Source organism: Pseudomonas sp. BNK-30 (assembly GCF_047456185.1).
Classification (GTDB): Bacteria; Pseudomonadota; Gammaproteobacteria; order Pseudomonadales; family Pseudomonadaceae; genus Aquipseudomonas; species Aquipseudomonas putida_E.
The window spans coordinates 4,614,498-4,639,711 of sequence record NZ_CP179904.1; the positions used below are offsets into that span (position 1 = coordinate 4,614,498).

The following is a 25,214-nucleotide window of genomic DNA, read 5'->3' on the forward strand; positions in this document are numbered from 1 at the left end:
CTTCGAATCGAGATCGCCCCATTGCCTGCCACCTCAACCTGCTCTATTACTACGCACAACTCTCCTCACCCCCCCGAGACATCCATGCTGGCGTTCATCCAGTCGTCCCCGTTGTTGCTCGGCACAATCCTGATCCTGCTCGACCTCGTGCTCTGGCAACTGATCCCCCCACAGCGCCGGGCCTGGCGCATCGGCACGCGGTTGTTGACGTTCGTGCTGTTCAGCTGGGTACTGGTGGCCGCCGGCATGAGCCCGCTGCAGCCCCCACCCTGGGTCGACGATGTGTCGCGCAACCTGATGGCCACGGTGCTGGCGATCGGCTGGTGGCTGTTTGGCGCGCGTACGGTGACGGTGGTGTTCGGCCTGCTGCTGGGGGCGCGTGGCAGCCATGGCGGGCGCTTGTTGCAGGATGTGCTGGGGGCGCTGATCTTTTTGGCAGCTGTGGTGGCTGCTGCAGGCTACGTGCTGCAACTGCCCGTCAAAGGCCTGCTGGCCACCTCGGGGGTCATGGCCATCGTTATCGGCCTGGCACTGCAAAGCACCCTGGCCGATGTGTTCAGCGGCATCGTGTTGAATACCACGCGGCCCTACCAGATCGGCGACTCGATCTCCATCGACGGTACCGAAGGCAAGGTGCTGGACATCGACTGGCGAGCAACGCGCCTGCTCACGGGCTCAGGCAGCCTGGCGGTGATCCCCAACTCGGTGGCGGCCAAGGCCAAGCTGCTCAACCACAGCCGCCCGGCCGACGTTCATGGGGTGTCCATCACAGTAGTGGTGCCGGCCAAGGTACGCCCTAAACGGGTGTTCGATGCCCTGGAAAAGGCCTTGCAGGGCACCCGCGCGATTCTCACCTCACCCAAGCCGAGGGTCACGGTGAAGGCCTCCACGCTGGAGTCGGTGGAGTACGAAGCCAGCGGCTTTGTCGCCGACATGGGTGGCAAGACCGAGGCGCGCAACCAGCTGTTTGACCTGGCACATCGGCACCTGGAGGCCAGTGGCGTGATGTGGAACGTTGACCTGGCCATGCCGCCGCGCAGCCGTCAGCGTGAAGTGCTGGACGAGGTACGGGTGTTCCGTTCGCTGACTGACGAGGAGCGCGATGCCTTGAGCCAGCGCATGACTGCCGTCGAATACCTGGCAGATCAAGTGATTCTGGGCGTTGGCGAGCATTCCGATCACTTGCTGGTGATCGGTAGCGGCGTGGTTTCGGCGGCGATACGCGATGGCGACAAGTTGCTGGAAGCCGGGCGCATGGGGCCGGGGGAAGTGCTGGGGATCGAGGGCATCATCGATGAGGATGACTCGTTTGCCGAATTCCGTACCCTGACCAGCTGCGTGCTGTATCGCATCGAAAAGGAGCAGGTGCGTAGCTGCCTGGTACAGCGCGGCGAGGTGCAGACGGCGTTGACCAAATTGCAACGGTTCCGACGGCAGAGCCGAGAGTCTTTGTTGCTGCAGAAGCCGACCCTGATCAAGAAAGGGGGCTTCCTCAGCTGGTTGCACAGATAAACTGATTTCCCGCACGGCCTTATTTGTAGGAGCGGCCTTGCGTCGCGAAAGGGCTGCATAGCAGCCCGGGCAATTGCTGCAGCGCCGCTGAATACCTGGGGCCGCTGCGCGACCCTTTCGCGACGCAAGGCCGCTCCTACAGTCAGCGTCGTGGGACAACCTTACAGCACTACCCGCAAACACTGCCCCGCGTGGTACAGGGAGAACCCGGACTCGTAGAACGCCGTGCGCAACGACGGCGCACTCACCCCGGTCATCGGCGAGAACGGGATCGGCAGGCTATCCGCCTCACCCTTGAGCAGAAACTCGGCGAACGCCCGACCAATCACGGTGCCGGTGGTATTGCCCCGCCCGTTGTAGCCCGTCACCGCGACCAACCCGGGCGCCGGCTCGAACAGGCGCATCAGGTGGTCGGGGGTGAAGTCGATGCAGCCGGTCCAGTGCATCTCCCACTCGACCTTGCCCAGCTCCGGGTAGTAATGGCTCTGGATACGGTCAGCCCAACTGCGCACGAACCACGCAGGCTTGTTGTCGACCCGTCCAAGGCTGCCGAGCAGCAGGCGGCCTTGATCGTCGCGGCGGATGCTGCTGAGCACCGTGCGGGTGTCCCACGAGCCCTGACCATGGGGCAGGACCTTGTCGGCTGCAGCGCCGTGCAGCGGTTTGGAGGCCACCTGATAGTAGTAACCGCGGAAAAACTGCTTTTGCAGGTTGCTCCAGTCGCCCTCGGTGTACGCGCCGGTGGAGATCACGACCTTGTCGGCGCGCACCGAACCGCGTGCAGTCTTGACCCGCCAGGCATCGCCGTCGCGCTCCAGGCCTTCGACGGCCGATTGCTGGAACAGTTTGCCACCCAGGCGCGCAACCGCAGCGGCCAGGCCCTGTGTGTAACCCATGGGGTTGATGGTGCCGGCGCGGCGGTCTAGCAGCGCGGCGGAAATCTTGTCGGTGCCGCAGTATTCCTGGCACTGGGCGCCGCTCAGCAACTCCACATCGGCACCGCGGCGGCGCCACTGTTCATGGCGTGCTTCGAGGTCAGCGATGCCTGTGGCGTTGTGCGCCATGTGCAGGGTGCCTTTGTGCTGTGCCTGGCAGTCGATGCCAAGGCGCTCGATCATGGCGAACACTTCGCCAGGGGCCTCACCGAGCACCTTGTTCAGGCGGCTGCCCTGCTTCTGGCCTAGAGTCGCCTCGACATCGTCGGGGCGGATCCAGGTGCCGGCATTGACCAAGCCTACGTTGCGCCCGGAGCCGCCGTGGCCGATCTTCCAGGCCTCCAGCAGAATCACCGACTTGCCCTGTTCGAGCAGGTGGATGGCCGCCGACAGGCCGGTAATGCCGCCGCCGATGACGCAGACGTCGGCCTTGTGTTCACCGGCCAGAGCCTGGGCGGCGACGGTCGGTTGGCTGACGTGTTCCCACAAGCATTGTTGACGCAGTTCGGACATGGCCGGCTCCAGCGATATTGTTCTTGTTGGGGCTGCTGCGCAGCCCTGTCGCCGGCAAGCCGGCTCACACAAGGATCGCACCGAACCCTGTGGGAGCCGGCTTGCCGGCGAACCGGGGGCAAAGCCCCCGGCCATGCAGCATCAGTCGAACACGATACCCTGCGCCAGCGGCAGCTCGCGCGAGTAGTTCACGGTGTTGGTCTGGCGACGCATGTAGCCTTTCCAGGCATCGGAACCCGACTCACGACCACCGCCGGTTTCCTTCTCGCCACCGAAGGCACCGCCGATCTCGGCACCGCTGGTGCCGATGTTGACGTTGGCAATGCCGCAGTCGCTGCCCGAGGCGCTCTGGAAGCGCTCGGCCTCACGGATGTCAGTAGTGAAGATGCACGACGACAGGCCTTGTGGCACTTCGTTGTTCAGGCGCAGGGCCTCTTCGAAGTCATCGTAGGCCAGCACGTAGAGGATCGGCGCGAAGGTTTCATGGCGCACCACATCGCTCTGCGCGGGCATCTCGGCGATGGCCGGCGAAACGTAATAGGCGTTCGGGAACTGGTCGGCCAGCTGACGCTCGCCACCGAATACCTGGCCACCCTCGTCGCGGGCCTTGGCCAGCGCGCCCTGCATGGCATCGAACGACAGCTTGTCGATCAGCGGGCCCACCAGGTTGTCTTTGCGTGGGTCACCGATGCGCACTTTGCCGTAAGCCGCTTTGACGCGGGCAACCACTTCGTCCTTGATCGAGCGGTGCACGATAAGGCGGCGCAGGGTGGTGCAGCGCTGGCCGGCGGTGCCAACAGCGGAGAACAAGATGCCACGCACGGCCAGGTCCAGGTCGGCGCTCGGCGCCAGGATCATGGCGTTATTGCCGCCCAGTTCCAGGATGCTGCGGCCGAAACGGGCAGCAACGCGCGGGCCGACTTCACGGCCCATGCGGGTGCTGCCAGTAGCGCTGACCAGCGGCACGCGCGGGTCATCCACCAGGGCTTCGCCGGCTTCGCGGCCACCGATGACCAGCTGTGCCAGGCCAGCCGGGGCATCGCCAAAGGCTTTCAGGGCTTTTTCGAACAGCGCCTGGCATGCCAGCGCGGTCAGCGGGGTCTTCTCGGAAGGCTTCCATACCACCGAGTTACCGGCCACCAGGGCCAGCGCGGTGTTCCAGGCCCATACGGCAACCGGGAAGTTGAAGGCGCTGATCACGCCGACCACGCCCAGCGGGTGCCAGCTTTCACGCATGTGGTGGCCAGGGCGCTCGGACGCGATGGTCAGGCCGTACAGCTGACGGGACAGGCCAACGGCGAAATCGCAGATGTCGATCATTTCCTGGACTTCACCCAGGCCTTCCTGAGTGATCTTGCCCGCTTCGATCGACACCAGTTCGCCGAGGTCGGCCTTGTGTTCACGCAGCACTTCACCGAACAGGCGCACCAGTTCGCCACGGCGCGGGGCCGGCACGCTGCGCCAGGCTTCGAAGGCACTCTGCGCCTGGTCGATGCGGGCGGTGGTCTCGGCCTTGCCAAGCAGTTTCACCGAGGCGATCTGGCTACCGTCGATCGGGGTGTGAACAGGGTAGTCGCCCTGGGTGTAAGCCGTGGCGGCAACGCCAAGGCGCTCGAGCAATCCAGCAACCATTGTGCTTCTCCTACATCGGGTGATGGGGTGGAAAAATGATGTGGATCAGTATTAATCCGATCACACCAGTGCAACAAACGACCTTTATTCCGCATATCATTCCGTCAGGTAATGATTTGAGCCGCAGAGACCGCTATGTCCAAACGCCTGGTGCCTTCCATGACCGCCCTGCAGTGCTTCGAAGCTGCAGCCCGCCACCTGAGCTTCACCCGTGCCGCCGAAGAGCTGCACCTGACCCAGAGCGCGGTCAGCAAGCAGGTCGCACAGCTCGAAGAAATGCTGCGCCACCACCTGTTCCTGCGTATCCGCCGGCGCTTGCAATTGACCCCCGCCGGCAGCCTGTACCTGGCCGAGGTCAACAAGATTCTCACGCAGGTGGACATGTCCAGCCGCTATGTCCTGACCTATGGCGAGCAGACCGAGATATTGAAGGTAGCCACTCAACCGAGTTTTGGCGTGCGCTGGTTGATCCCGCACCTCAAGGGCTTCGGCAAGCGCCACACGAACATCCACCTGGACATCCGTAACGAGATGGAGCCGTTTGCCTTGCTGCAGGGATCGGCGGATGTGGTGTTTTTCTATGGGCAAGGCACCTGGCCGGGGGCAACCTGCATCGAGCTGTTCCGCGAGGAGGTGGTGCCGGTGTGTGCGCCGGAGCTGCTGGCCGGGCGCACGCTGGGCGATGCTGCGGAACTGGCCGACCTGGTGCTGCTGCAAAGCACGTCGCGGCCGGAGGCCTGGCATGAGTGGTTCCTGGAGCTGGGGCTACACAGCGTCAGCTCCTACCACGGGCCGCGGTTCGATACCTTCTACATGGCGCTAAGTGCGGCGCAAGCGGGTTGTGGGGTAGCGCTGGTGCCGCGTTACCTGGCGGCCAAGGAACTGGCGGAAGGGAGCCTAGTGGTGCCGTGGAACCATGCGATGCGCAGTGCCGGGGCGCATTACCTGGCGTATGCCGAACATGCGGCGGAGGTGCCCAAGGTGCGGGCATTGGTGGAATGGATTCATGAGCAGCTTCAGGCTTGAGATTGCCGGGGCCGCTTTGCGGCCCATTCGCGACACAAGGCCGCTCCTACAAACAGCAGCTCACCTTGTGTCGCGAATGGCCCTGACGATCGATCAAAAAAGGAATGATACAGCCACTTTTTTTCGCTTGTGGCCATAGTGCATTCCCAGCTTTCATGTAAGCGTCCGAACCCAACCAGGAAGCTAGCGATGCCCGCCCACGATTTCGTCAGCCCCGACAGCATCCGCGCGCAGTTCTCTGCCGCCATGTCGCTCATGTACAAACAGGAAGTGCCGCTGTACGGCACGCTGCTGGAGCTGGTGAGCGAAATCAACCAGCAGGTCATGGCCCAGCAGCCAGAGGTGGCCCAGGCCCTGCGCTGGACCGGCGAGGTCGAGCGCCTGGACCAGGAGCGCCACGGCGCCATACGCGTCGGCACAGCACAAGAGCTGGCCACCATCGCCCGGTTGTTCGCGGTCATGGGCATGCAACCGGTCGGGTATTACGACCTCAGCAGCGCCGGCGTGCCTGTGCACTCCACTGCGTTTCGCGCCGTGCACGAACAGGCACTGCACATCAGCCCGTTCCGCGTATTCACCTCACTGCTGCGCCTGGAACTGATCGACAATCCCGCACTGCGTGAGTTGGCACAGACCCTTCTGGCCAAGCGCAAGATTTTCACCGCCCGCGCCCTTGAGCTGATCGCCCAGTGCGAGCGCGATGGCGGCCTGAACGCGGCCGACGCCGAAGCGTTCGTGCAGCAAGCCCTGCATACCTTCCGCTGGCACAAGGATGCAACGGTCACCGCCGAGCAATACCAGCAGTTGCACGACCAGCACCGCCTGATCGCTGACGTGGTGGCGTTCAAGGGGCCGCACATCAATCACCTGACCCCGCGCACCCTGGACATCGATGCGATCCAGTTGGGCATGCCGGCCAAGGGTATCCCGCCCAAAGCCGTTGTCGAAGGCCCGCCCACTCGCCGCCACCCGATCCTGCTGCGCCAGACCAGCTTCAAGGCTCTTCAGGAGAAGGTTGCGTTCAGTGACCAACACGCTAGCGAAGGCAGCCACACCGCACGTTTCGGCGAGATCGAGCAGCGCGGCGCGGCACTCACGCCCAAAGGCCGGCAGCTGTATGACAAGCTGCTCGACGCTACCCGTGCGGCCTTGGGCGGTGCACCGGCCGAGGCCAATGCCGAGCGCTACATGGCACTGCTAAAAGAGCAGTTTGCCGAGTTCCCGGATGACCTGGCGCAGATGCGTGAGCAAGGGCTGGCGTACTTCCGCTATTTCGCGACCGAAAAGGGCCTGGCTGCACGCGAGCAGGCTGATCGCCCGACCACTTTGGAGGGTTTGATCGAGGCGGGCCATGTGCACTTCGAGGCGCTGGTCTACGAGGACTTCTTGCCAGTGAGTGCGGCGGGGATCTTCCAGTCCAACCTGGGTGACGATGCACAGGCGGAGTATGGCAGCAACGCCAACCGCGAGGCCTTCGAGGCGGCGTTGGGGCTGCAGGTGCAGGATGAGCTGGCGTTGTATGCGCAGAGTGAGCAGCGCTCGTTGCAGGCTTGTGCGCAGGCGTTGAACCTGGCGTTGGGGTAAGGGTCAGGATTGTTGGGGGCGCCTTGCGCCCCTTTCGCGACACGAGGCCGCTCCTACCGGGGGGGTGTAGCAGCGGCCCCTGGGGTTTCAACGAAACCGATCGACTTCCTGGCGCAACTGCGCCGCCAGCCCTTCCAGCTCCTTTGCGGTAAAGGCCAGCTCATTGGCCACGTCACGCTGTTCGCTATTGGCCTGGGCAATGCTCTGCAGGTTGCGACTGAGCACGGTTGCGGTGCTGCTCTGCTCCTGGGTAGCAGTGCTGATCACGGTAAACTGCTCACCCGCGACGCGGCTTTGCTCGTCAATACGCGCCAGCGCCTCGGCCACCTTGTCGTTGCGTGCCAGGCCTTCCTGCATCAACTGATTGCCCTGCTCCAGGGTGCTGATGGCATGGTCGGTCTGCTGCTGGATACTGGCGATCATCACGGAGATTTCATCGGTCGCTTGACGCGTACGGGCTGCCAGGCCACGTACCTCGTCAGCCACCACGGCAAATCCACGGCCCTGCTCCCCTGCGCGCGCCGCTTCGATGGCCGCGTTGAGCGCCAGCAGGTTGGTCTGTTCGGCAATGGCGGTAATCACCCCGACAATGCCGCCGATTTCCTGGGAGCGTGCACCCAGTGTGTCCATCACGGTTGCAGTGCCACCCAGTGCCTCGGCGATCTGGCGCAACGAACTCGACGCTTCATCCATCGCGCTACGGCCAATACGGGTCTGCTGGGCATTGTCACGGGCCATGCGCTCGGTGCCCGCCATGTTGTCAGCGATGTTCATCGAGGTGGCGCTGAACTCCTCTACCGCACCGGCCATGCTGGTGATTTCGCCGGACTGCTGGTCCATGCCTTCGCAGGCACCGGCCGACAGGCCAGACAGCGAGCGGGCGCGGCCGCTGACCTGCTCGGAGGCCCCGCGAATGTGTTCGACCATGGTCGCCAACGCTTCGCCCATCTTGTTGAAGCTGCGTGCCAGTTGGCCGATCTCGTCATGGCTGGTCACGGCCAGGCGGGCGCTCAGGTCGCCTGCGCCCAGCGCCTCGGCCTGGCGCACCAGGTCATCCAGCGGGCGCAACTTGCGGCGCAACAGCCACAGCGTGGCGGCCACTGCCAGCAACATCGCCAGCAAACTGCCGATGGCCAGGCGCAAGCCAACATCCCAGGTCACCGCGCGGATTTCTTCCAAGGGCATGCTGGCTACTACCGTCCAAGGGCCTTCGGCAAAGGGCGCAGAAGCGCTGTACAGAGGCTGGTCGGCATTGGCCGGGGGTACCAGCCACTTGCCCTGCTCGTCGCGCAAGGCCAGCGAGCCGGTATCGCCAATACGGAAGCGCTTGAGGTTGGCGAACTGCGCGTTCTGCGCGTCGGTATAGTCGAAGCCAACGAACAGCACCGCGATCACCCGCCCGCTGCCATCAGTCACCGGCACATAACGGGTCATGTAATTGCGCTCGAACAGCAGGGCACGGCCGACGTAGGTCTGCCCAGCCATCAGTTTCGCGTAGGCCGGGTGCTGGCGGTCGAGCTGGGTGCCGATGGCCCGGCTGCCATCCTGCTTTTTCAGGTTGGTGCTAATGCGTACAAAGTCGTCGCCGCTGCGTACGAACAGGGTCGCTACCCCTGCGGTCATCTGCTGAAATTCATCGACCTGCTGGAAGTCGTTGTTGAGCAGGTGATCACCCAGGTACAGCGCCGGTGTGGCCTGGCCGGCCACCTGCACGGTTTCGCCGGCATGCAGCGACAGCCCCGAAGCGAAGCGGCGCTCGAACAGGCCGCTCAGGCGCTGGGTGTTGTCCTTGAGCGAACCGTGGAAGGTTTCAAGCTGATCGGCCAACAGTCGCGCTTCACTGGCCAGGTGTTCCTGGCGAGTGGTGAGGTTGGCGTCGTCCAGGGAACGCAGGGCGAACAGAGTACTGCCGGTGATCACCAGCGCCAGCACGATGGCGAGGGCGATACCAAGCTGCGAGGCGATTCGGGCACGCGGTTGAGACATGGGAAGCTCCTGGCAGGCGGCCCGGATCATCCTGATCACCCCGACCGACCGCTGTTGTCAACGGAGAATCGCGCCCTCTTCCGGGACGCTGGTGCAACTAGATCGGCGTCGCTGGCAAATACTTGAGTGTCGGACCCGGATATTCGCAAACGTTTTCTTCGTCTGCACCGCCCCACCTGTAGGAGCCGGCTTGCCGGCGATAGGGCCAGTGCAGGCAATCAAATAGTCGGCAGGATGTGCACAGCCGGCAAATTCACCGCCTGCGCCTCTTCCTGCAAAAACACGCTCAACCGCCGCAACCGCTCACCACCCGGCCGGGTCCGCGGCCACACCAGGTAATAATCCATGCCGCTGGGCACCGCCGTCGGCCATGGCAGGCTCAAACGACCATGCGCGACATCTTCGGCGACCATCAGCAGGTCACCCATGGATATCCCGTAGCCACGCGCCGCCGCGATCATCCCCAGTTCCAGCGTGTCGAACACCTGCCCACCCTTGAGTGAAACAGTGTCTGCCAGCCCCATGCGCTCCAGCCATTCGCGCCAGTCACGCTTGTCGGGGGTCGGGTGCAGCAGTTCGATCCCGGCCAGCCGGCGTTCGTCCAAAGGGCCTTCCTTGAGCAGGTCGGGTGCGCCCACCGGGATCAGTAGCTCGGCAAACAGCCGGCGTACCTCCCAGTCCGGCGGAAAAACGCCGTCACTGAGCAATACCGCGCAGTCGAAAGGTTCCTGGTTGAAGTCCACGTGGTCTACGTCCATCCAGGCGCTGGTCAATTGCACTTCATTGCCCGGCTGCAAGTGCCGGAACTGGCTCAGGCGCGCCAGCAGCCAACGCATGGTCAGCGTCGACGGCGCCTTCATGCGCAATATGTCGTCCTCACCGCGCAAGGTGTCGCACGCGCGCTCCAGCGCGGCAAAGCCCTCACGCACGCCGGGCAGCAGCACCCGCGCGGCTTCGGTCAACTGCAGGCTGCGGCCGCTGCGGATGAACAGGCGGCAGGCAAAGTGCTCCTCCAGGGTACGGATGTGTCGACTGACCGCACTCTGGGTGATCGAAAGCTCCTGGCCGGCACGGGTGAACGAGCTGAGCCGGGCGGCGGCTTCGAATGCGCGCAGCGCATACAGCGCAGGCAGCTGACGGGACATATGGCACCTGCATACGGGGCAGAGAAGGAATGCGTAGAATCATATATGCATGAGTTCAACTCATGCCAATCATCGTTTTTATCCTTTTGTGCAAAGTTGACCGAAGCCTCAGAATCGTCCCTCGCTCACAGAGTCGGAAGGACCGCCCCCATGCACGTTGCGCCCACCACAGAACTCAAGGCTTTGCTGCGCCTGGCCGGGCCGCTGGTTGCCTCGCAGTTGGCGCACATGCTGATGGTGCTGACCGACACCCTGATGATGGCCCGCATCAGCCCCCAGGCGCTGGCCGGCGGCGGGCTGGGGGCGGCGAGCTATTCGTTCGTGTCGATCTTCTGCCTGGGGGTAATCGCCGCGGTCGGCACCTTGGTGGCGATCCGCAAGGGAGCCAATGACATCGAGGGCGCCACGCGGCTGGCGCAAAACGGTTTGTGGCTGGCCTGGGGGCTGGCGCTGCTGGCCGCACTGGCGCTGTGGAACCTGAAACCGGTGTTGCTGCTGTTCGGCCAACAACCTGAAAACGTTGCTGCGGCCACCGAGTTCCTTACCCTGTTGCCACTGGCGTTGCCGGGCTACCTGACTTTCATGGCCCTGCGCGGCTTCACCAGCGCCCTGGGCCGCTCGACCCCGGTGATGGTCATCAGCCTGGTCGGCACGGTGCTCAACTACCTGTTCAACGTCGCACTGATCGAAGGCATGTTCGGCCTGCCCAAGCTTGGCCTGATGGGCATCGGCCTGGTCACCGCCGTGGTGTCGATGGGCATGGCCATCGCGCTGGCCTTGTACATCCGCTGGCACCCGGCTTACGCGGCCTACCCACTGCGCAAGGGCCTGTCGCGCCCTTCGCTGCCAGCCTTGCGCGAGCTGTGGCGCCTGGGCTTGCCGATCGGGGGCACCTACATGGTAGAGGTCGGCCTGTTCGCCTTTGCCGCCCTGTGCATGGGGGTGCTTGGCAGCACCGAGCTTGCGGCCCACCAGATTGCCCTGCAGATCGTTTCGACCGCGTTCATGGTGCCGACCGGGCTCTCGTATGCAGTGACCATGCGGGTAGGGCTGTATTACGGTGCCGGCAACCTGCTGGCGGCGCGCAGTGCCGGGCGGGTAGGCATCAGCTTTGGCGCGCTGATCATGTTCGCCTTCGCGGCACTGTTCTGGCTGCGCCCGGAGATGCTGGTGAGCCTGTTCATCGATGGCGATGATCCGGCGTTTGCGCCGATCTACCAGTTGGCGGTGAGCTTGCTGATGGTGGCGGCGTGGTTCGAGCTGTTCGATGGCGTGCAGACCATAGCCATGGGCTCGATCCGTGGGTTGAAGGACGCCAAGACCACCTTCCTGATCGGGCTTTGCTGCTACTGGCTGGTCGGAGCGCCGAGTGCGTGGTTGCTGACCTTCAACCTGGGTGGCGGCGCGGTCGGTGTGTGGTGGGGCCTGGCGTTGGGGCTGGCGTGTGCTTCGGTGGCGCTGACCCTGGCCTTTGAATGGCGGATGAAGCGGATGCTGGGGAAAGCAGGTGTAACTGGAAAAGCGGTGATACCTGCATGATTGCCGGTGCTGTCTTGCACTGCTTGTAATCGATGGACTCGCCCCCGCCGAGGCATCACAGTGCCACGGTGGCGTTCTAAGAAGCCAACGGCAGCGAGGGCGAGTCCATGAAAAAGCATAGTTCGAGCACGATTCCCTGTCTTCCACTGATGTGGAGCTTTGCACAACCATCTGCGTAGGAGCGGCCTTGCGTCGCGAAAGGAGGGCAAAGCCCTCCCCTACAGCTTCAAAGACTCACCACCTGAGCCGGGGTGCTTCTCGACAGATATTCCACCAGCTCATCCACCGGCAGTGGCTTGCTGACCAGAAACCCCTGCACCTGGTCACAGCCAAACTCACGTAGCAAAGCCATCTGCTCAGGGCTTTCAACGCCCTCGGCCACCACCTCGAGGTTGAGGTTGTGCGCCAGGTTGATCATCGCGTGCACCAGCTTGCGGTTTTCCTCGCGCATCTCCATTTCGGCGACAAAGCTGCGATCGACCTTCAGCAAGGTGATCGGCAGGCTGTTCAGGTGCACGAAGGATGAGAAGCCGGTCCCGAAGTCGTCGAGCGAGAAGCGCACGCCCAGGCGCCCCAGGGCATCCATGGTCTGGCGGACCAGCTCATTGCGGCGCATGACCGCCGTTTCGGTCAGCTCGAACTCCAGCCAGCGGGCATCGACGCCATGCTCGATGATCAGCCGGCTCAGGGTGGCCAGCAGCTGGCTGTCCTGGAACTGGCGAAAGCTCAGGTTGACCGCCATGTGCAGTGGTGCCAGGCCGCTCTCGCGCAAGGCCTGCATGTCACGCAGGGCACGGGAGATAACCCAGTAGCCCAACGGTACGATCAGCCCGCTCTGCTCGGCCAGCGGCACGAACTCGCTCGGCGGCAACAGGCCGCGCTCGGTATGACGCCAGCGCACCAGCGCCTCCAGGCCGACGATGCTGCCATCGGCCAGGTTCAGTCGCGGCTGGTAGTGCAGCTCCAGTTCATCACGGCGCAGGGCCCTGCGCAGTTCGCCTTCCAGGTCGGCAAGGCTGCGGGCGTTGCGGTTGATCCGCTCATTGAACACATGAAAGGTACAGCCCTGGCTGCTCTTGGCCTGGCGCATGGCGATGTGCGCATGCCACATCAACGGGTCGGCGCCACTTTGCGCGCGGGCGTGGGCCAGGCCCAGGCTGCAGCCAAGCAACAGGCTTTCGCCGTCGATCCAGTAAGGCTCGGCCAGGGCTTCGACGATGCGTTCAGCGATGCGCTCGGCCCGGCCGGTGTCGCGACGGGTGTCGATCAGCAGGGCAAATTCATCACTGCCCAGGCGCGCCAGCTGGTCGCCGGCCTCCAGTTGCTGCTTCAGGCGTGACACCACCTGCAGGATCAGCCGGTCGCCACCCTGGTGGCCGAGGGCATCGTTGACATGACGAAAGTTGTCCAGGTCCAGGTGCCCGAGGGCTACCCCGCGCCCGTCATTCTCAGCCAGCCGTGCCGTCAACAGGGCCTGAAAACCCTGGCGGTTGGCGATGCCGGTCAGCGGGTCCTGCTCGGCCAGGCGCTGCAAGGTGGCCACCAGCACGCCACGTTCGCGCACGTGGCGCAGCGAACGGCGCAGCGCATCGGCATTGAGCTGGCTGCGCACCAGCCAGTCGCTGACGCCCGTGGGTGGGGCCACCGGCTCATCGTCGAGCAACAGGATGGTTGGCAGCTCGCAGCGCCCCGGCGCGGGTTGCAGGGCCTGGGTGGCCAGGATCACGGCCTGGCGGTCTTGGCTGAACAGGCTGTCGACTGCTGCCCAGTTGGGCGCAGTCAGCAGTACCGCCGCACCGTTCAGCGGCAGCAGGCATTCGCGCAACACGGCGGCCCATTCCGGCTCATCAGCCAACAACAGCAAACGCAAAGGTTCGACAGGCGTGGACAAGCGGGCTCCTTAAAGCGGGGACGGTGGCACGAGGGAGGCCGGGTATGCTACTGGATAAATGAAAATGATTTTCACTTTTAGACATATCCTTGCCCACAGCGCGTCCCGACACATTTTGACGTGCATCCTGCTCGAAAGTGGATAAACCAGCAAATACGATTTTTTCCATGAATAGCATGAGCCTGACTAATGCTATGCGCGATACAAAGTCTGACTCAGACGTCAGACGGTCGCGCCACAATGGCCCCATGCCTGTTAGAATGCGCGGCTATTTTCTGGCGACCCCCGGTTTCTAGCATGTCCCGACTCAATCCCAGGCAACAGGAAGCCCGTGACTACGTCGGCGGCCCTCTTTTGGTGCTCGCCGGTGCAGGCTCCGGCAAGACCAGCGTGATTACGCGCAAGATTGCCCACCTGATCCAGAACTGCGGCATCCGTGCCCAGTACATCGTCGCGATGACCTTCACCAACAAGGCCGCGCGCGAGATGAAGGAACGGGTCGCCACCCTGCTGCGCCCGGGGGAAGGCCGGGGCCTGACGGTATGTACCTTCCACAACCTGGGCCTGAACATCATCCGCAAGGAGCACGACAAGCTGGGCTACAAGCCGGGCTTTTCGATCTTCGACGAATCCGACATCAAGGCGCTGCTGTCGGACATCATGCAGAAAGAATATTCCGGCGACGATGGCATCGACGAGATCAAGAACATGATCGGTGCCTGGAAGAACGACCTGATCCTGCCCGCCGAAGCCCTGGAAAAAGCGCGCAACCCGCGCGAGCAGACCGCTGCCATTGTCTATACCCACTACCAGCGCACGCTCAAGGCGTTCAACGCGGTGGACTTCGACGACCTGATCCTGCAGCCGGTCAAGCTGTTCCAGGAGCACCCAGAAGTGCTGGAGCGCTGGCAGAACCGCGTGCGCTACCTGCTGGTGGACGAATACCAGGACACCAACGCCAGCCAGTACCTGCTGGTGAAAATGCTGATCGGCATGCGCAACCAATTCACAGTAGTGGGTGACGATGACCAGTCGATCTACGCCTGGCGTGGTGCGCGCCCCGAGAACCTGATGCTGCTCAAGGAAGATTACCCTTCCCTGAAAATCGTCATGCTCGAACAGAACTACCGCTCCACCAGCCGCATCCTGCGCTGCGCCAACGTGCTGATCGCCAACAATCCGCATGCGTTCGAGAAGCAGCTATGGAGCGAGATGGGCGTGGGCGACGAGATCCGTGTGATCCGCTGCAAGAACGAGGAAGCCGAGGCCGAGCGTGTGGCCATGGAAATCCTCACCCTGCACCTGCGCACCAACCGCCCTTACAGCGACTTCGCCATCCTCTACCGCGGCAACTACCAGGCCAAGCTGATCGAGCTGAAACTGCAGCATCACCAGGTGCCGTATCGCCTGTCGGGCGGCAACAGCTTCTTCGGCCGTCAGGAGGTCAAGGACCTGATGGCCTACCTGCGCTTGCTGGTCAACCCGGATGACGACAACGCCTACCTGCGGGTGATCAACGTACCGCGCCGCGAGATCGGCTCGACCACCCTGGAAAAGCTTGGCAACTACGCCACCGAACGGGGCGTCTCGATGTATGCCGCCAGCGAGGAACTGGGCCTGGGCGAGCACCTGGACGCGCGTTATACCGAGCGTCTGCAGCGTTTCAAGCATTGGCTCGACGGCGTGCGCCACAAAGTCGCCCTGGAAGATCCGATCGCCGCGCTGCACGAGATGATCCGCGACATCGACTACGAAAACTGGATCCGCCAGCAAACGGCGAGCGACAAGGCTGCGGAATTCCGCATCAGCAACGTCTGGTTCTTGGTCGAAGCGCTGAAGAACACCCTCGAGAAGGACGAAGAGGGTGACATGACCATCGAGGACGCCATCGGCAAGCTGGTGCTGCGCGACATGCTCGAGCGCCAGCAGGAAGAGGAAGAAAACGCCGAGGGCGTGCAGATGATGACCCTGCACGCGTCCAAAGGCCTGGAATTCCCTTACGTGTTCATCATGGGCATGGAGGAGGAAATCCTCCCCCACCGCTCGAGCATCGAAGCCGACACCATCGAAGAGGAACGCCGCCTGGCCTACGTGGGCATTACCCGCGCCCGCCAGACCCTGGCCTTCACCTTCGCTGCCAAACGCAAGCAGTACGGCGAAATCATCGACTGCACGCCCAGCCGGTTCCTCGACGAACTGCCCCCGGACGACCTGGCCTGGGAAGGCCTGGACGATGCGCCAGTGGAAGTCAAAGCCGCGCGTGGCAACAACGCACTGGCCGATATCCGGGCAATGCTCAAACGCTGATCAACCATTACTCTTTAACTCTGCCGCTCTTTGCGGCCACATTTGCTACATCGGAGATACACAGTGGAAGCACTGCAGCAGAAGATTCGCGACGAAGGCATCGTGCTTTCCGATCAGGTTCTCAAAGTCGATGCGTTTCTCAATCACCAGATCGACCCTGCGCTGATGCAGCTGATCGGTGACGAGTTCGCCCGCCTTTACGCCGATGCCGGTGTGACCAAGATCGTCACCATCGAAGCCTCGGGTATTGCGCCGGCGGTGATGACTGGCCTGAAGCTGGGCGTTCCGGTGATCTTCGCGCGCAAGCATCAGTCCCTGACCCTGACCGAAAACCTGCTGACTGCCTCGGTGTATTCCTTCACCAAGCAGACCGAGAACACCGTGGCGATCTCGCCGCGCCATCTCAACAGCAGCGATCGCGTGCTGGTGATCGATGACTTCCTGGCCAACGGCAAAGCCTCGCAGGCGCTGATCTCGATCATCAAGCAGGCCGGTGCCACCGTGGCCGGCCTGGGTATCGTCATCGAGAAGTCGTTCCAGGGCGGCCGTGCCGAGCTGGACGGCCAGGGTTACCGCGTTGAATCGCTGGCCCGGGTGAAGTCGCTGGAAGGTGGCGTGGTCAGCTTCATCGAGTGACAGCCATTGGCGCCGCTATGCGGCCCATCGCGACGCAAGGCCGCCCCTACAGGACCACCGAGCTTCTGTAGGAGCGGCCTTGTGTCGCGATGGGCTGCAAAGCAGCCCCGGCAATCACCGCGTCGCCGCCAATCCTGCCAATAGCAACCGCTGATACAGCTCGTCTTTGAGCCCTCGTGGCTCATCCAGCTGCATGCGCGCCAACTGCGCCGCATACCCCTCCGGCCCCGGCGCATCCAGCGCTGCATTGCCCAGCTCCAGCACCTCGCTCAACCTGAACTTGCTTTTGAGCCAGTTCAAAGCCCGCAACAAGTCCCGTTCCTCGGCCGTGAAATCAGTCCCCAACGGATACTCCGGGAACAGCCGCGCATGCCGTGCCCTGATTTGCTCAAGTCGCTCAGGCGTGTTGTCGGTAAACCGCGCATCCAGCTGAAAGTCTTTTGCGAGCTTGCCGGCTTTCTTGACCTGCTCGATCAGATCGCCCTGGAACCTCGAATCACTGATCGCCAGCAGCCGTGCGATCACTTCGCTGTCAGTCTGCCCACGCAAATCGGCGATGCCGTACTCGGTCACGACGATGTCGCGCAAGTGCCGGGGGATGGTGCAATGGCCGTAGGCCCAGAGCAGGTTTGAGCTGACCTCGCCGCCGGCCTCGCGCCAACTGCGCAGCAACAGGATGGATCGCCCGCCCTCCAGCGCGTGTCCCTGTGCGACGAAGTTGTATTGCCCGCCCACGCCGCTGAGCACGCGGCCATCCTCCAACTGGTCGGCTACCCCCGCGCCGAGCAGGGTCATGGTGAACACTGTGTTTATGAAGCGGGCATCACGCCGCTGGCGGCGCTTCAGTTCTTCCTGGCCATACAGCTCGTTGATGAAGCTGATGCGCGTCATGGCAAATTGAGCGCGCTGCTCCAGCGGCATCTCCCGCAAGCGCTGATAGAACGCCTGCGGGCCGAGGAAGAAGCCGCCGTGAACCAGTACGCCTTGCTCGTCAGCAGGGCGCCGCACCACCCCGGCTTCGGCGAGAGCCAGCAGGCCGTTGACGAACATCTCACTACAACCGTAGAGGCCTTGGCCGAAAGCATCGAGCCCCCCTTCCCGCTCGATCAGGGTTTGCCACGGCCCTACATCCAGCTCGCCCATCAGTGCTCGGTAACCAGAATTGTCGCCTTGGCGCGCCAGCAACGCAGCTGCCACGGCATCACCCATGGCGCCGATGCCGATCTGCAGGGTGCCGCCATCGCGCACCAGGGTACTGGCGTGAAGGCCGATGCAATGGTCCTGGGTGGTAACCGGCATGTTCGGGGTAGAGAACAGCCGACTTTGTTCCACCTGATCGATCAGCAGGTCGAACGCCTCCATGCCCAACTCCGAATCGCCGGGCATGTAGGGCAGCTCGGCATGCACCTGTCCGAGCATGAGGATGGTTTCACCGGCCTCGCGGCGCTTGGCGATCATCGGCAGCAGGTCGAGGGTGATGTCGGGGTTGCAGGCCAGGCTCAAGTGCACCGGCTTTTCCGGCGTGGCGGCTACCAGTTGCGCGATCAGGTTGAGGCCCTTGGCGTTGATATCGCGTGCTGCATGGCTGTAGTTGCTGCTGACGTAGTCTTGCTGTGCGCAATCACTGTGCAACAGGCCGCCGGGCTGCATGAAGAACTGCTCGACGCGGATGTTCGGCGGCAGTTGGTCGTTGCGCAGGTCGGCGAGATAGGTGAGCTCCTGATAATCGGCGAACACACGTTCGATGAAGGGCTCGAGGAAGCGCCGTTGCAAACCGTCGCCCAATGGTGGGCGGCCAAGCGACAAGGCCGTGTAGATCGTCAACTGGCGCTCTGGCAGGTCGCGCACCCGGGCGTACAACGCATTGACGAAGGCATTGGGTTTGCCAAGACCCAGCGGCAGGCCCATGTGGATATGCGCGGGCAGGCGTGACAAGACCTGCTCGACTGCATGGTCGATGGAGCAGAGGTGCATCGTGGCCTCCTGAATCTTCCGTGGGTTCAGGGGTTGGACATGAACCGGCGCGGGTTCGTTGCCTGCGCAAAGACAAAGCCCGCCATGCAAGGCGGGCTATTGGCAATTCAACCCAGGCTCAAAGCCCGGACATCTTCTGTATGGCCGCTTTGAGGTCATCATCCGAGCAATCAGCGCAGGTGCCCTTGGGGGGCATGGCGTTGATCCCGGTGATGGCCTTGGCCAGGATGCCGTCAAGGCCGCCCTGGTGATCGGCGCGCTCTTTCCAGGCGGCGGTGTCGCCAATTTTCGGCGCGCCGAGCAGGCCGCTGCCATGGCAGGCGTTGCAATGCTTGGCGATGATTTCATCCGGTGTCTTGGCACCGCCACCGCCAGCCGAAGCGGCCACCTCCATGCCCTTGCATTCCTGGCCCTGAACGCACACTTGGCCAACCGGCTCAAGGCGTTTGGCAATGTCATCATTGGTCGCAGCGGTTGCGCTCATTGCCCAAAGGGCGAATACGGCTGCTGGTACGGCCAGCATCTTCTTGATTTGGTTCACGCGAACACCCTCATGGTGGCTAATCACGCCCGCGGCCACGGTAATGCGAGCGTTGAAAAGTATAGCGGGAACCCGGAAGCCGTGAAACGACCCTACTCAGGAAAGGGGTATTGCCGAATCAATGCACTGCGCTGGATCAAAAGTTCGACGGCGTTGCAGCACTGATCAGCCGGGCCGGCTCATTGAAAGGGTTGCGAAAACGGTGCGGGCGGGTGCTCTCGAAGTAGTAGCTGTCACCTTCTTCGAGGATGAAGGTCTCGGTGCCCACCACCAGTTCCAGCCGGCCTTCAAGGAGGATGCCGGTCTCTTCGCCATCATGGGTGAGCATCTCCGCTCCGGTGTCGGCACCCGGCGGGTAAACCTCGGTGAGGAAGGCAATGGCACGGTTGGGATGCGACTTGCCCACCAGCTTCATGGTCACCGCACCGTCGGAAATGTCGATCAGTTCGTGGGCCTTGTAGACAATCTGGGCGTGGCTTTCAGCTTCCAGTTCCACGGAGAAAAACTCGACCATGGACATGGGAATACCGCTTAGCACCTTGCGCAGCGAGCTGATCGAGGGGCTCACACTGTTCTTCTCGATCATCGAGATGGTGCTGTTGGTCACGCCCGCACGCTTGGCGAGTTCACGCTGGGACAGGCCCTTGAGCTTGCGGATGGCTTGCAGTCGTTCGCCGACGTCCAAAGCTGGAGCCTCCTGAAACGGTGAGATGGCGGGGTGAATGTGAACGATATCATGGCAATGCCGTTCAGTATTTACAACACACCGCCCCTCAGGCTGTCCGCTTCAGCGTGTCATTCGCCGAAATAGTCCAGCGGCACGCGTTTGAGGTTGCAGAAGATCTGATAGGGGATTGTCCCTGCGTGCATGGCGACTTCACTGGCCAACACGTGCTTGCCCCACAGCTCGACCGGGCTGCCGATGGTGGCTTCGGGCACGTCGGTCAGGTCGATGCACAGCATGTCCATGGAAACGCGGCCAATCAGCTGGCTGCGCTTGCCGGCGACCATCACCGGCGTACCGGTCGGGGCCTGGCGGGGGTAGCCATCGGCATAGCCCATGGCAACCACACCCACCCGGGTGGGGCGTTGGCTGATGAACTTGGCGCCATAGCCCACAGGCTCGCCAGCGGGCAACTCTCGCACGCTGATCACCCGCGATTGCAGGGTCATTACCGGCTGCAGGCGCTCGGCCTGGGCTTGCGCCACCTCGAACGGTGTTGCGCCATACAGCATGATGCCCGGGCGCACCCAGTCGCTGGGGGCATGAGGCCAGGCCAGCACGCCGGGCGAGTTACGCAGGCTGCATTCGGCAGCCAAGCCCTGGCGGGCGGCCTCGAATACGGCAATCTGTTGCTCTGTGGCATCGGCATCCAGCTCGTCGGCACGGGCGAAATGGCTCATCAGCACGATGCGCGCAACCTTGCCGCTGGCCAGCAGGCGCTGGTAAGCCTCGTGATAGTCCTTGGGGTGCAGGCCGACACGGTGCATGCCGCTGTCGAGCTTGAGCCAGAGGGTCAATGGCTTGTGCACGGGCGTCTTTTCGATGGCCTCCAGCTGCCACAGCGAATGCACTACGCACCACAGGTCGTGCTCGGCGATCAGCGAAAGCTCGCTGGCTTCGAAGAAGCCTTCAAGCAGCAGCATCGGAGCCTTGATACCCGCCGCTCGCAACTCCAGCGCCTCTTCGATACACGCAACGGCAAAGCCATCGGCTTCGGCTTCCAGCGCAAGGGCGCAACGCACAGCACCGTGGCCGTAGGCGTCGGCCTTGATCACGGCGAGGGCCTTGGCGCCGGTCAGTTCACGGGCAAGGCGGTAGTTGTGACGCAGGGCTTGGAGGTCGATCAGGGCACGGGCGGGACGCATGGCGGCAGCCTTATGGTGGTTCAGGTTGAAAACAGTGTTGGATTCATCGCCGGCGAGCCGGTTCCCACAGGGTCAGTGTAGGAGCCGGCGTGCCAGCGATGAGGCCGGTATAGCAGGCCGATTACTGATGCACGGGCGCCGTATGGCCTTGCTTGGCGACTTCCCGAGTATTGCCATACCGCGAAATATCCAGCCCTTCAGCGCTGATTTGCGGCTTTTTGCGCGCAATCAGGTCAGCCAGCAGGCGCCCGGAACCACAGGCCATGGTCCAACCCAGCGTACCGTGGCCGGTGTTGAGGAACAGGTTACGGAATGCGGTGGCACCCACAATCGGGGTTCCATCCGGGGTCGCCGGACGCAGCCCGGTCCAGAAACTGGCCTGGCTCAGGTCACCGCCGCGAGGATAAAGGTCGTTGACGATCATCTCCAGTGTTTCGCGCCGGCGCGGGTTAAGCGACAGGTCAAAACCGGCTATCTCAGCCATGCCACCGACACGGATACGGTTGTCGAAGCGGGTGATGGCAACCTTGTAGGTCTCATCGAGAATGGTCGAGGTCGGCGCCATGTCGGCGTTGGTGATCGGCACGGTCAGCGAATAACCCTTGAGCGGGTACACCGGCGCCTTGATGCCCAGCGGTTTGAGCATCTGCGGCGAGTAGCTGCCCAGCGCCAGCACGTAGCGATCGGCGGTTTCCAGCTTGCCGTCGACCCATACGCCATTGATTCGGTCACCGGCGAAGTCCAGGCGCTGGATGTCCTGGCCAAAGCGGAATTCGACACCCAGCTTGAGGGCCATTTCTGCAAGCTTGGTGGTGAACAGCTGGCAGTCGCCGGTCTGGTCGTTGGGCAGGCGCAGGGCGCCGGCAAGAATGTCCTTGACCCCAGCCAGGGCCGGTTCGACGCGGGCAATGCCATCACGGTCCAGCAGCTCGTAGGGCACGCCCGACTGCTCGAGCACAGCGATATCCTTGGCAGCAGCATCAACCTGAGCCTGGGTGCGGAACAGCTGGGTAGTGCCCAAAGTGCGGCTTTCGTAAGCGATACCGGTTTCGGCGCGCAGTTCGTCGAGGCAATCGCGGCTGTACTCGGACAGGCGCACCATGCGCTCCTTGTTCACTGCATAGCGGCTGGCGGTGCAGTTGCGCAGCATCTGTGCCATCCACAGGTACTGGTCAACGTCGCCGGTCAGCTTGATGGCCAATGGCGCGTGGCGCTCCAGCAGCCACTTGATGGCTTTGAGCGGCACGCCTGGAGCAGCCCAGGGCGAGGCGTAGCCGGGCGAGATCTGGCCTGCGTTGGCGAAGCTGGTTTCCATCGCCACCGCCGGTTGGCGATCGACCACAGTCACTTCAAAACCTTGCCGGGCCAGGTAATAGGCACTGGCGGTTCCGATTACACCGCTACCAAGTACCAGAACTCGCATCGTTGATCCCTCGCACGCGGCGCACCGCATTTTTGTTGATATGGCATGGATGCGCGCAGTATAAAAATTACAGCCCAGTGCAATTCACTATATAAAAGCCTATATTTGGCGAGAATTCTCGGCAAAATCGCCTTTCACGGAGGGGCATCCCCTATGAGAACCCAGCACCAGAGCAAGCGTGAACTGGACAAGATCGACCGCAACATCCTGCGGATCCTGCAGAATGACGGGCGCATTTCCTTCACCGAACTGGGCGAGAAAGTTGGGCTTTCCACCACCCCTTGCACCGAGCGCGTGCGCCGCCTGGAGCGTGAGGGCATCATCATGGGCTACAACGCCCGGCTCAACCCTCAGCACCTGAAGGGCAGCCTGCTGGTGTTCGTGGAAATCAGCCTGGACTACAAGTCGGGCGACACGTTCGAGGAGTTCCGCCGCGCGGTACTCAAGCTGCCACACGTGCTGGAATGCCACTTGGTGTCGGGCGATTTCGATTACCTGGTGAAGGCACGCATTTCAGAGATGGCCTCGTACCGCAAGCTGCTGGGCGACATCCTGCTCAAGCTGCCGCACGTGCGCGAGTCCAAGAGCTACATCGTGATGGAGGAGGTGAAGGAAAGCCTCTGCCTGCCGATCCCGGACTGACGCTAAACCAGCACCTGCCGGGTGGTGGCGATGAGCCGGTGGACGAGCTGCTCGGCTTGCGGCTCGATCATCTGTTGCGGGCCACGGCCGCGTGGGCAGGCCATGCGCGGGGTAGTGCCGAACAGGCGGCAGATCATCGGCCTTTCTTCATACACGGTGCAGCCATTGGGCCCCAGGTGCACACAGTCCAGGCGCTGCAGCGCCGCATCCTGCTCAGCCTGCGACTTGCGCGGCAGGCGGGCCATCTCTTCGGCTGACGTGGTAACCGGGCCACAACAGTCGTGGCAACCGGGCTCGCATTCGAAGGAAGGGATGAGTTCACGCAGGAACTGGATCTTGTGGCGGTTGCAGGACATGGCGAGGAATACATTGAAGATTGAGACTGAATTATAGGCCTCATCGTCGGCCTGCCGCGAATGAGGCCGGTTGCCCGACCCCGAAAGCCCGGCTTATCCTCCCACTTCTGTCTCGATACCCAGGACCCGCCAATGATCCACAGCGCGCAGCACGCCGCCTCCTACTACGCCGCCAGCAGCGCGCCACACCCCGATCACCCGTTCCTGCAAGGCGAGCACAGCGCCGACGTGTGCATCGTTGGCGGCGGCTATTCGGGCCTGAACACCGCCATCGAGCTGGCCGAACGCGGCCTGTCGGTGATCCTGCTGGAAGCGCGCAAGCTCGGCTGGGGGGCCAGCGGGCGCAATGGCGGCCAGCTTATCCGGGGCGTCGGCCACGGCCTGGAGCAGTTCCATGCGGTGATCGGTGAAGAAGGCGTACGCAGCATGAAGCTGATGGGCCTGGAAGCCGTGGACATCGTCCGTGAACGGGTCGAGCGCCACGCCATCGCCTGCGACCTGACCTGGGGTTACTGCGACCTGGCCAACAAGCCCGGCGAGCTGCAAGGCTTCGCCGAAGAGGCCGATGAACTGCGCAGCCTGGGCTACCGGCACGAACTGCGCCTGGTGCATAAAGACGATATCCACAGCGTGGTCGGCTCCGACCGTTATGTCGGCGGCCTGATCGACATGGGCTCAGGGCACCTGCACCCGCTCAACCTGGCGCTTGGCGAAGCGGCCGTGGCCAGCCGCCTTGGTGTGCAGCTATACGAGCAATCGGAGGTCAGCCGCATCGAGTACGGCCCCGAAGTGAAGGTGCACACCGCCCAAGGCCGGGTGCGCGCCAAAACCCTGGTGCTGTGCTGCAACGCCTATCACAACGGCCTCAACCGCGAATTGGGCGGCAAAGTGCTGCCAGCCGGCAGCTACATCATCGCCACCGAACCGCTGGGTGAGGAACGCGCGCGCCAATTGCTGCCGCAGAACATGGCGGTGTGCGACCAGCGCGTGGCGCTGGACTACTATCGCCTGTCCGCCGACCACCGTCTGCTGTTCGGCGGTGCCTGCCATTACTCCGGGCGCGACCCACAGGACATTGCCGCCTACATGCGGCCGAAGATGCTCAAGGTGTTCCCGCAACTGGCCGATGTGCGCATCGATTACCAGTGGGGTGGGATGATCGGCATCGGCGCCAACCGCCTGCCACAGGTCGGCCGCCTGGCCAGCCAGCCGAATGTTTATTACGCCCAGGCCTACTCTGGCCATGGGCTCAACGCCACTCACCTGGCAGCGCGCCTGCTGGGTGAAGCCATCAGCGGCCAGCAAGGCGGGCGCTTCGACCTGTTCGCCAAGGTGCCACACATCACCTTCCCTGGCGGCAAACACCTGCGCTCGCCGCTGCTGGCGTTGGGGATGTTGTGGCACAGGCTCAAAGAGCTGACTTGAGACCTGAACGGTCCTGCATGGACCGCGCAGTGTCATGTTGATCAGTCTTTCCAAAAGGGTTTACGCCCCTCGGTCAAGGCCTGCTCCCAGCTCAGCCCAACATCGCGCAACTGCTCATCGGTCAACTGCAGCAACGCCCTGCGGGTGTGCCAGCGATGCAGCATCAGGCCCCAACGCCCCATCCCTTGCGGGGCGTTGAACACCTTGGCCTGCTGCCCGGCTTCCAGTTCCCTGGCCAACAGTTGCAAGCGCACATCGCTCATGCCACCCATCGCTGC

General features: G+C 63.1%; 20 protein-coding genes and 1 pseudogene. 8 read left to right on the forward strand and 13 right to left on the reverse strand.

The features are described from left to right. Positions 1–84 precede the first annotated feature (84 nt). Positions 85–1,512 carry a mechanosensitive ion channel domain-containing protein gene (locus ACMGGN_RS21370; protein WP_414156279.1) on the forward strand — a complete coding sequence of 476 codons (1,428 nt, stop codon included), beginning with the start codon at positions 85–87 and terminating at the stop codon, positions 1,510–1,512. Positions 1,513–1,673: 161 nt separating this feature from the next. Here the strand turns inward: ACMGGN_RS21370 and ACMGGN_RS21375 are convergent, their stop codons facing one another. Together ACMGGN_RS21375 and ACMGGN_RS21380 are read right to left on the reverse strand one after the other, a co-directional pair. After that, positions 1,674–2,960 (reverse strand): NAD(P)/FAD-dependent oxidoreductase, encoded by a 1,287-nt coding sequence (locus ACMGGN_RS21375; protein ID WP_414156280.1) that lies wholly within the window; start codon positions 2,958–2,960, stop codon positions 1,674–1,676. 141 nt (positions 2,961–3,101) lie between these two features. Then, positions 3,102–4,592, reverse strand: a complete 1,491-nt coding sequence (locus ACMGGN_RS21380) for an aldehyde dehydrogenase family protein (protein ID WP_414156281.1) — start codon at positions 4,590–4,592, stop codon at positions 3,102–3,104. 135 nt (positions 4,593–4,727) lie between these two features. On the opposite strand from ACMGGN_RS21380, the gene ACMGGN_RS21385 reads away from it, so the two are divergent. Together ACMGGN_RS21385 and ACMGGN_RS21390 are read left to right on the forward strand one after the other, a co-directional pair. Beyond that, complete coding sequence (locus tag ACMGGN_RS21385; protein ID WP_414156282.1) at positions 4,728–5,618, forward strand: LysR family transcriptional regulator; 891 nt, start codon at positions 4,728–4,730, stop codon at positions 5,616–5,618. 189 nt (positions 5,619–5,807) lie between these two features. After that, positions 5,808–7,202 (forward strand): VOC family protein, encoded by a 1,395-nt coding sequence (locus ACMGGN_RS21390; RefSeq protein WP_414156283.1) that lies wholly within the window; start codon positions 5,808–5,810, stop codon positions 7,200–7,202. An 87-nt stretch (positions 7,203–7,289) separates the two neighbouring features. Here the strand turns inward: ACMGGN_RS21390 and ACMGGN_RS21395 are convergent, their stop codons facing one another. The 3 genes and pseudogenes from ACMGGN_RS21395 to ACMGGN_RS21405 form a co-directional block, all read right to left on the reverse strand. Continuing rightward, entirely contained in the window at positions 7,290–8,150 is an 861-nt protein-coding gene (locus ACMGGN_RS21395; protein ID WP_414156849.1) for a methyl-accepting chemotaxis protein, read from the reverse strand. Further along, a pseudogene (locus ACMGGN_RS21400) lies at positions 8,148–9,218 on the reverse strand (Cache 3/Cache 2 fusion domain-containing protein); the annotation flags it as partial. The pseudogene ACMGGN_RS21400 and the gene ACMGGN_RS21395, both read right to left, overlap by 3 nt. A 188-nt stretch (positions 9,219–9,406) precedes the next feature. Further along, positions 9,407–10,333 carry a LysR substrate-binding domain-containing protein gene (locus tag ACMGGN_RS21405; RefSeq protein WP_404601472.1) on the reverse strand — a complete coding sequence of 309 codons (927 nt, stop codon included), beginning with the start codon at positions 10,331–10,333 and terminating at the stop codon, positions 9,407–9,409. Positions 10,334–10,483: 150 nt separating this feature from the next. Here ACMGGN_RS21405 and ACMGGN_RS21410 point away from each other — a divergent pair, with 150 nt between their 5' ends. After that, positions 10,484–11,872 (forward strand): NorM family multidrug efflux MATE transporter, encoded by a 1,389-nt coding sequence (locus ACMGGN_RS21410; RefSeq protein ID WP_414156284.1) that lies wholly within the window; start codon positions 10,484–10,486, stop codon positions 11,870–11,872. A gap of 226 nt (positions 11,873–12,098) precedes the next feature. Here ACMGGN_RS21410 and ACMGGN_RS21415 read toward each other — a convergent pair whose 3' ends face one another. Then, positions 12,099–13,763 carry a putative bifunctional diguanylate cyclase/phosphodiesterase gene (locus ACMGGN_RS21415; RefSeq protein ID WP_115273291.1) on the reverse strand — a complete coding sequence of 555 codons (1,665 nt, stop codon included), beginning with the start codon at positions 13,761–13,763 and terminating at the stop codon, positions 12,099–12,101. Between the two features lie 297 nt (positions 13,764–14,060). On the opposite strand from ACMGGN_RS21415, the gene rep reads away from it, so the two are divergent. Next, complete coding sequence (gene rep / locus ACMGGN_RS21420; protein WP_012312154.1) at positions 14,061–16,070, forward strand: DNA helicase Rep; 2,010 nt, start codon at positions 14,061–14,063, stop codon at positions 16,068–16,070. Positions 16,071–16,133: 63 nt separating this feature from the next. After that, positions 16,134–16,706 (forward strand): xanthine phosphoribosyltransferase, encoded by a 573-nt coding sequence (locus ACMGGN_RS21425; RefSeq protein WP_012312153.1) that lies wholly within the window; start codon positions 16,134–16,136, stop codon positions 16,704–16,706. A 114-nt stretch (positions 16,707–16,820) separates the two neighbouring features. On the opposite strand, the gene ACMGGN_RS21430 is transcribed toward ACMGGN_RS21425, so the two are convergent. From ACMGGN_RS21430 to dadA, 5 genes are all read right to left on the reverse strand, one after another. After that, on the reverse strand, positions 16,821–18,680 hold the full coding sequence (locus tag ACMGGN_RS21430) for an acetyl-CoA hydrolase/transferase C-terminal domain-containing protein (protein ID WP_414156285.1): 1,860 nt from the start codon (positions 18,678–18,680) through the stop codon (positions 16,821–16,823). Between the two features lie 118 nt (positions 18,681–18,798). Continuing rightward, entirely contained in the window at positions 18,799–19,221 is a 423-nt protein-coding gene (locus ACMGGN_RS21435; protein ID WP_012312151.1) for a c-type cytochrome, read from the reverse strand. Between the two features lie 136 nt (positions 19,222–19,357). Next, on the reverse strand, positions 19,358–19,906 hold the full coding sequence (locus tag ACMGGN_RS21440; RefSeq protein ID WP_125924393.1) for a cupin domain-containing protein: 549 nt from the start codon (positions 19,904–19,906) through the stop codon (positions 19,358–19,360). Between the two features lie 110 nt (positions 19,907–20,016). Then, entirely contained in the window at positions 20,017–21,090 is a 1,074-nt protein-coding gene (gene alr / locus ACMGGN_RS21445; RefSeq protein ID WP_115273289.1) for an alanine racemase, read from the reverse strand. Positions 21,091–21,211: 121 nt separating this feature from the next. Beyond that, a complete protein-coding gene (dadA, locus tag ACMGGN_RS21450; RefSeq protein WP_115273288.1) occupies positions 21,212–22,513 on the reverse strand; it encodes a D-amino acid dehydrogenase in 1,302 nt (433 codons plus the stop codon). A 153-nt stretch (positions 22,514–22,666) separates the two neighbouring features. On the opposite strand from dadA, the gene dadR reads away from it, so the two are divergent. Then, on the forward strand, positions 22,667–23,155 hold the full coding sequence (gene dadR / locus ACMGGN_RS21455; protein ID WP_003258963.1) for a transcriptional regulator DadR: 489 nt from the start codon (positions 22,667–22,669) through the stop codon (positions 23,153–23,155). Between the two features lie 2 nt (positions 23,156–23,157). Here dadR and ACMGGN_RS21460 read toward each other — a convergent pair whose 3' ends face one another. Further along, on the reverse strand, positions 23,158–23,511 hold the full coding sequence (locus ACMGGN_RS21460; protein WP_115273287.1) for a YkgJ family cysteine cluster protein: 354 nt from the start codon (positions 23,509–23,511) through the stop codon (positions 23,158–23,160). Between the two features lie 132 nt (positions 23,512–23,643). Between ACMGGN_RS21460 and ACMGGN_RS21465 the strand changes: the two genes are divergently transcribed. Continuing rightward, a complete protein-coding gene (locus ACMGGN_RS21465) occupies positions 23,644–24,936 on the forward strand; it encodes an NAD(P)/FAD-dependent oxidoreductase (protein WP_281869616.1) in 1,293 nt (430 codons plus the stop codon). 41 nt (positions 24,937–24,977) lie between these two features. Here ACMGGN_RS21465 and ACMGGN_RS21470 read toward each other — a convergent pair whose 3' ends face one another. After that, complete coding sequence (locus ACMGGN_RS21470; protein ID WP_046786882.1) at positions 24,978–25,208, reverse strand: DUF1127 domain-containing protein; 231 nt, start codon at positions 25,206–25,208, stop codon at positions 24,978–24,980. Positions 25,209–25,214: the final 6 nt, after the last annotated feature.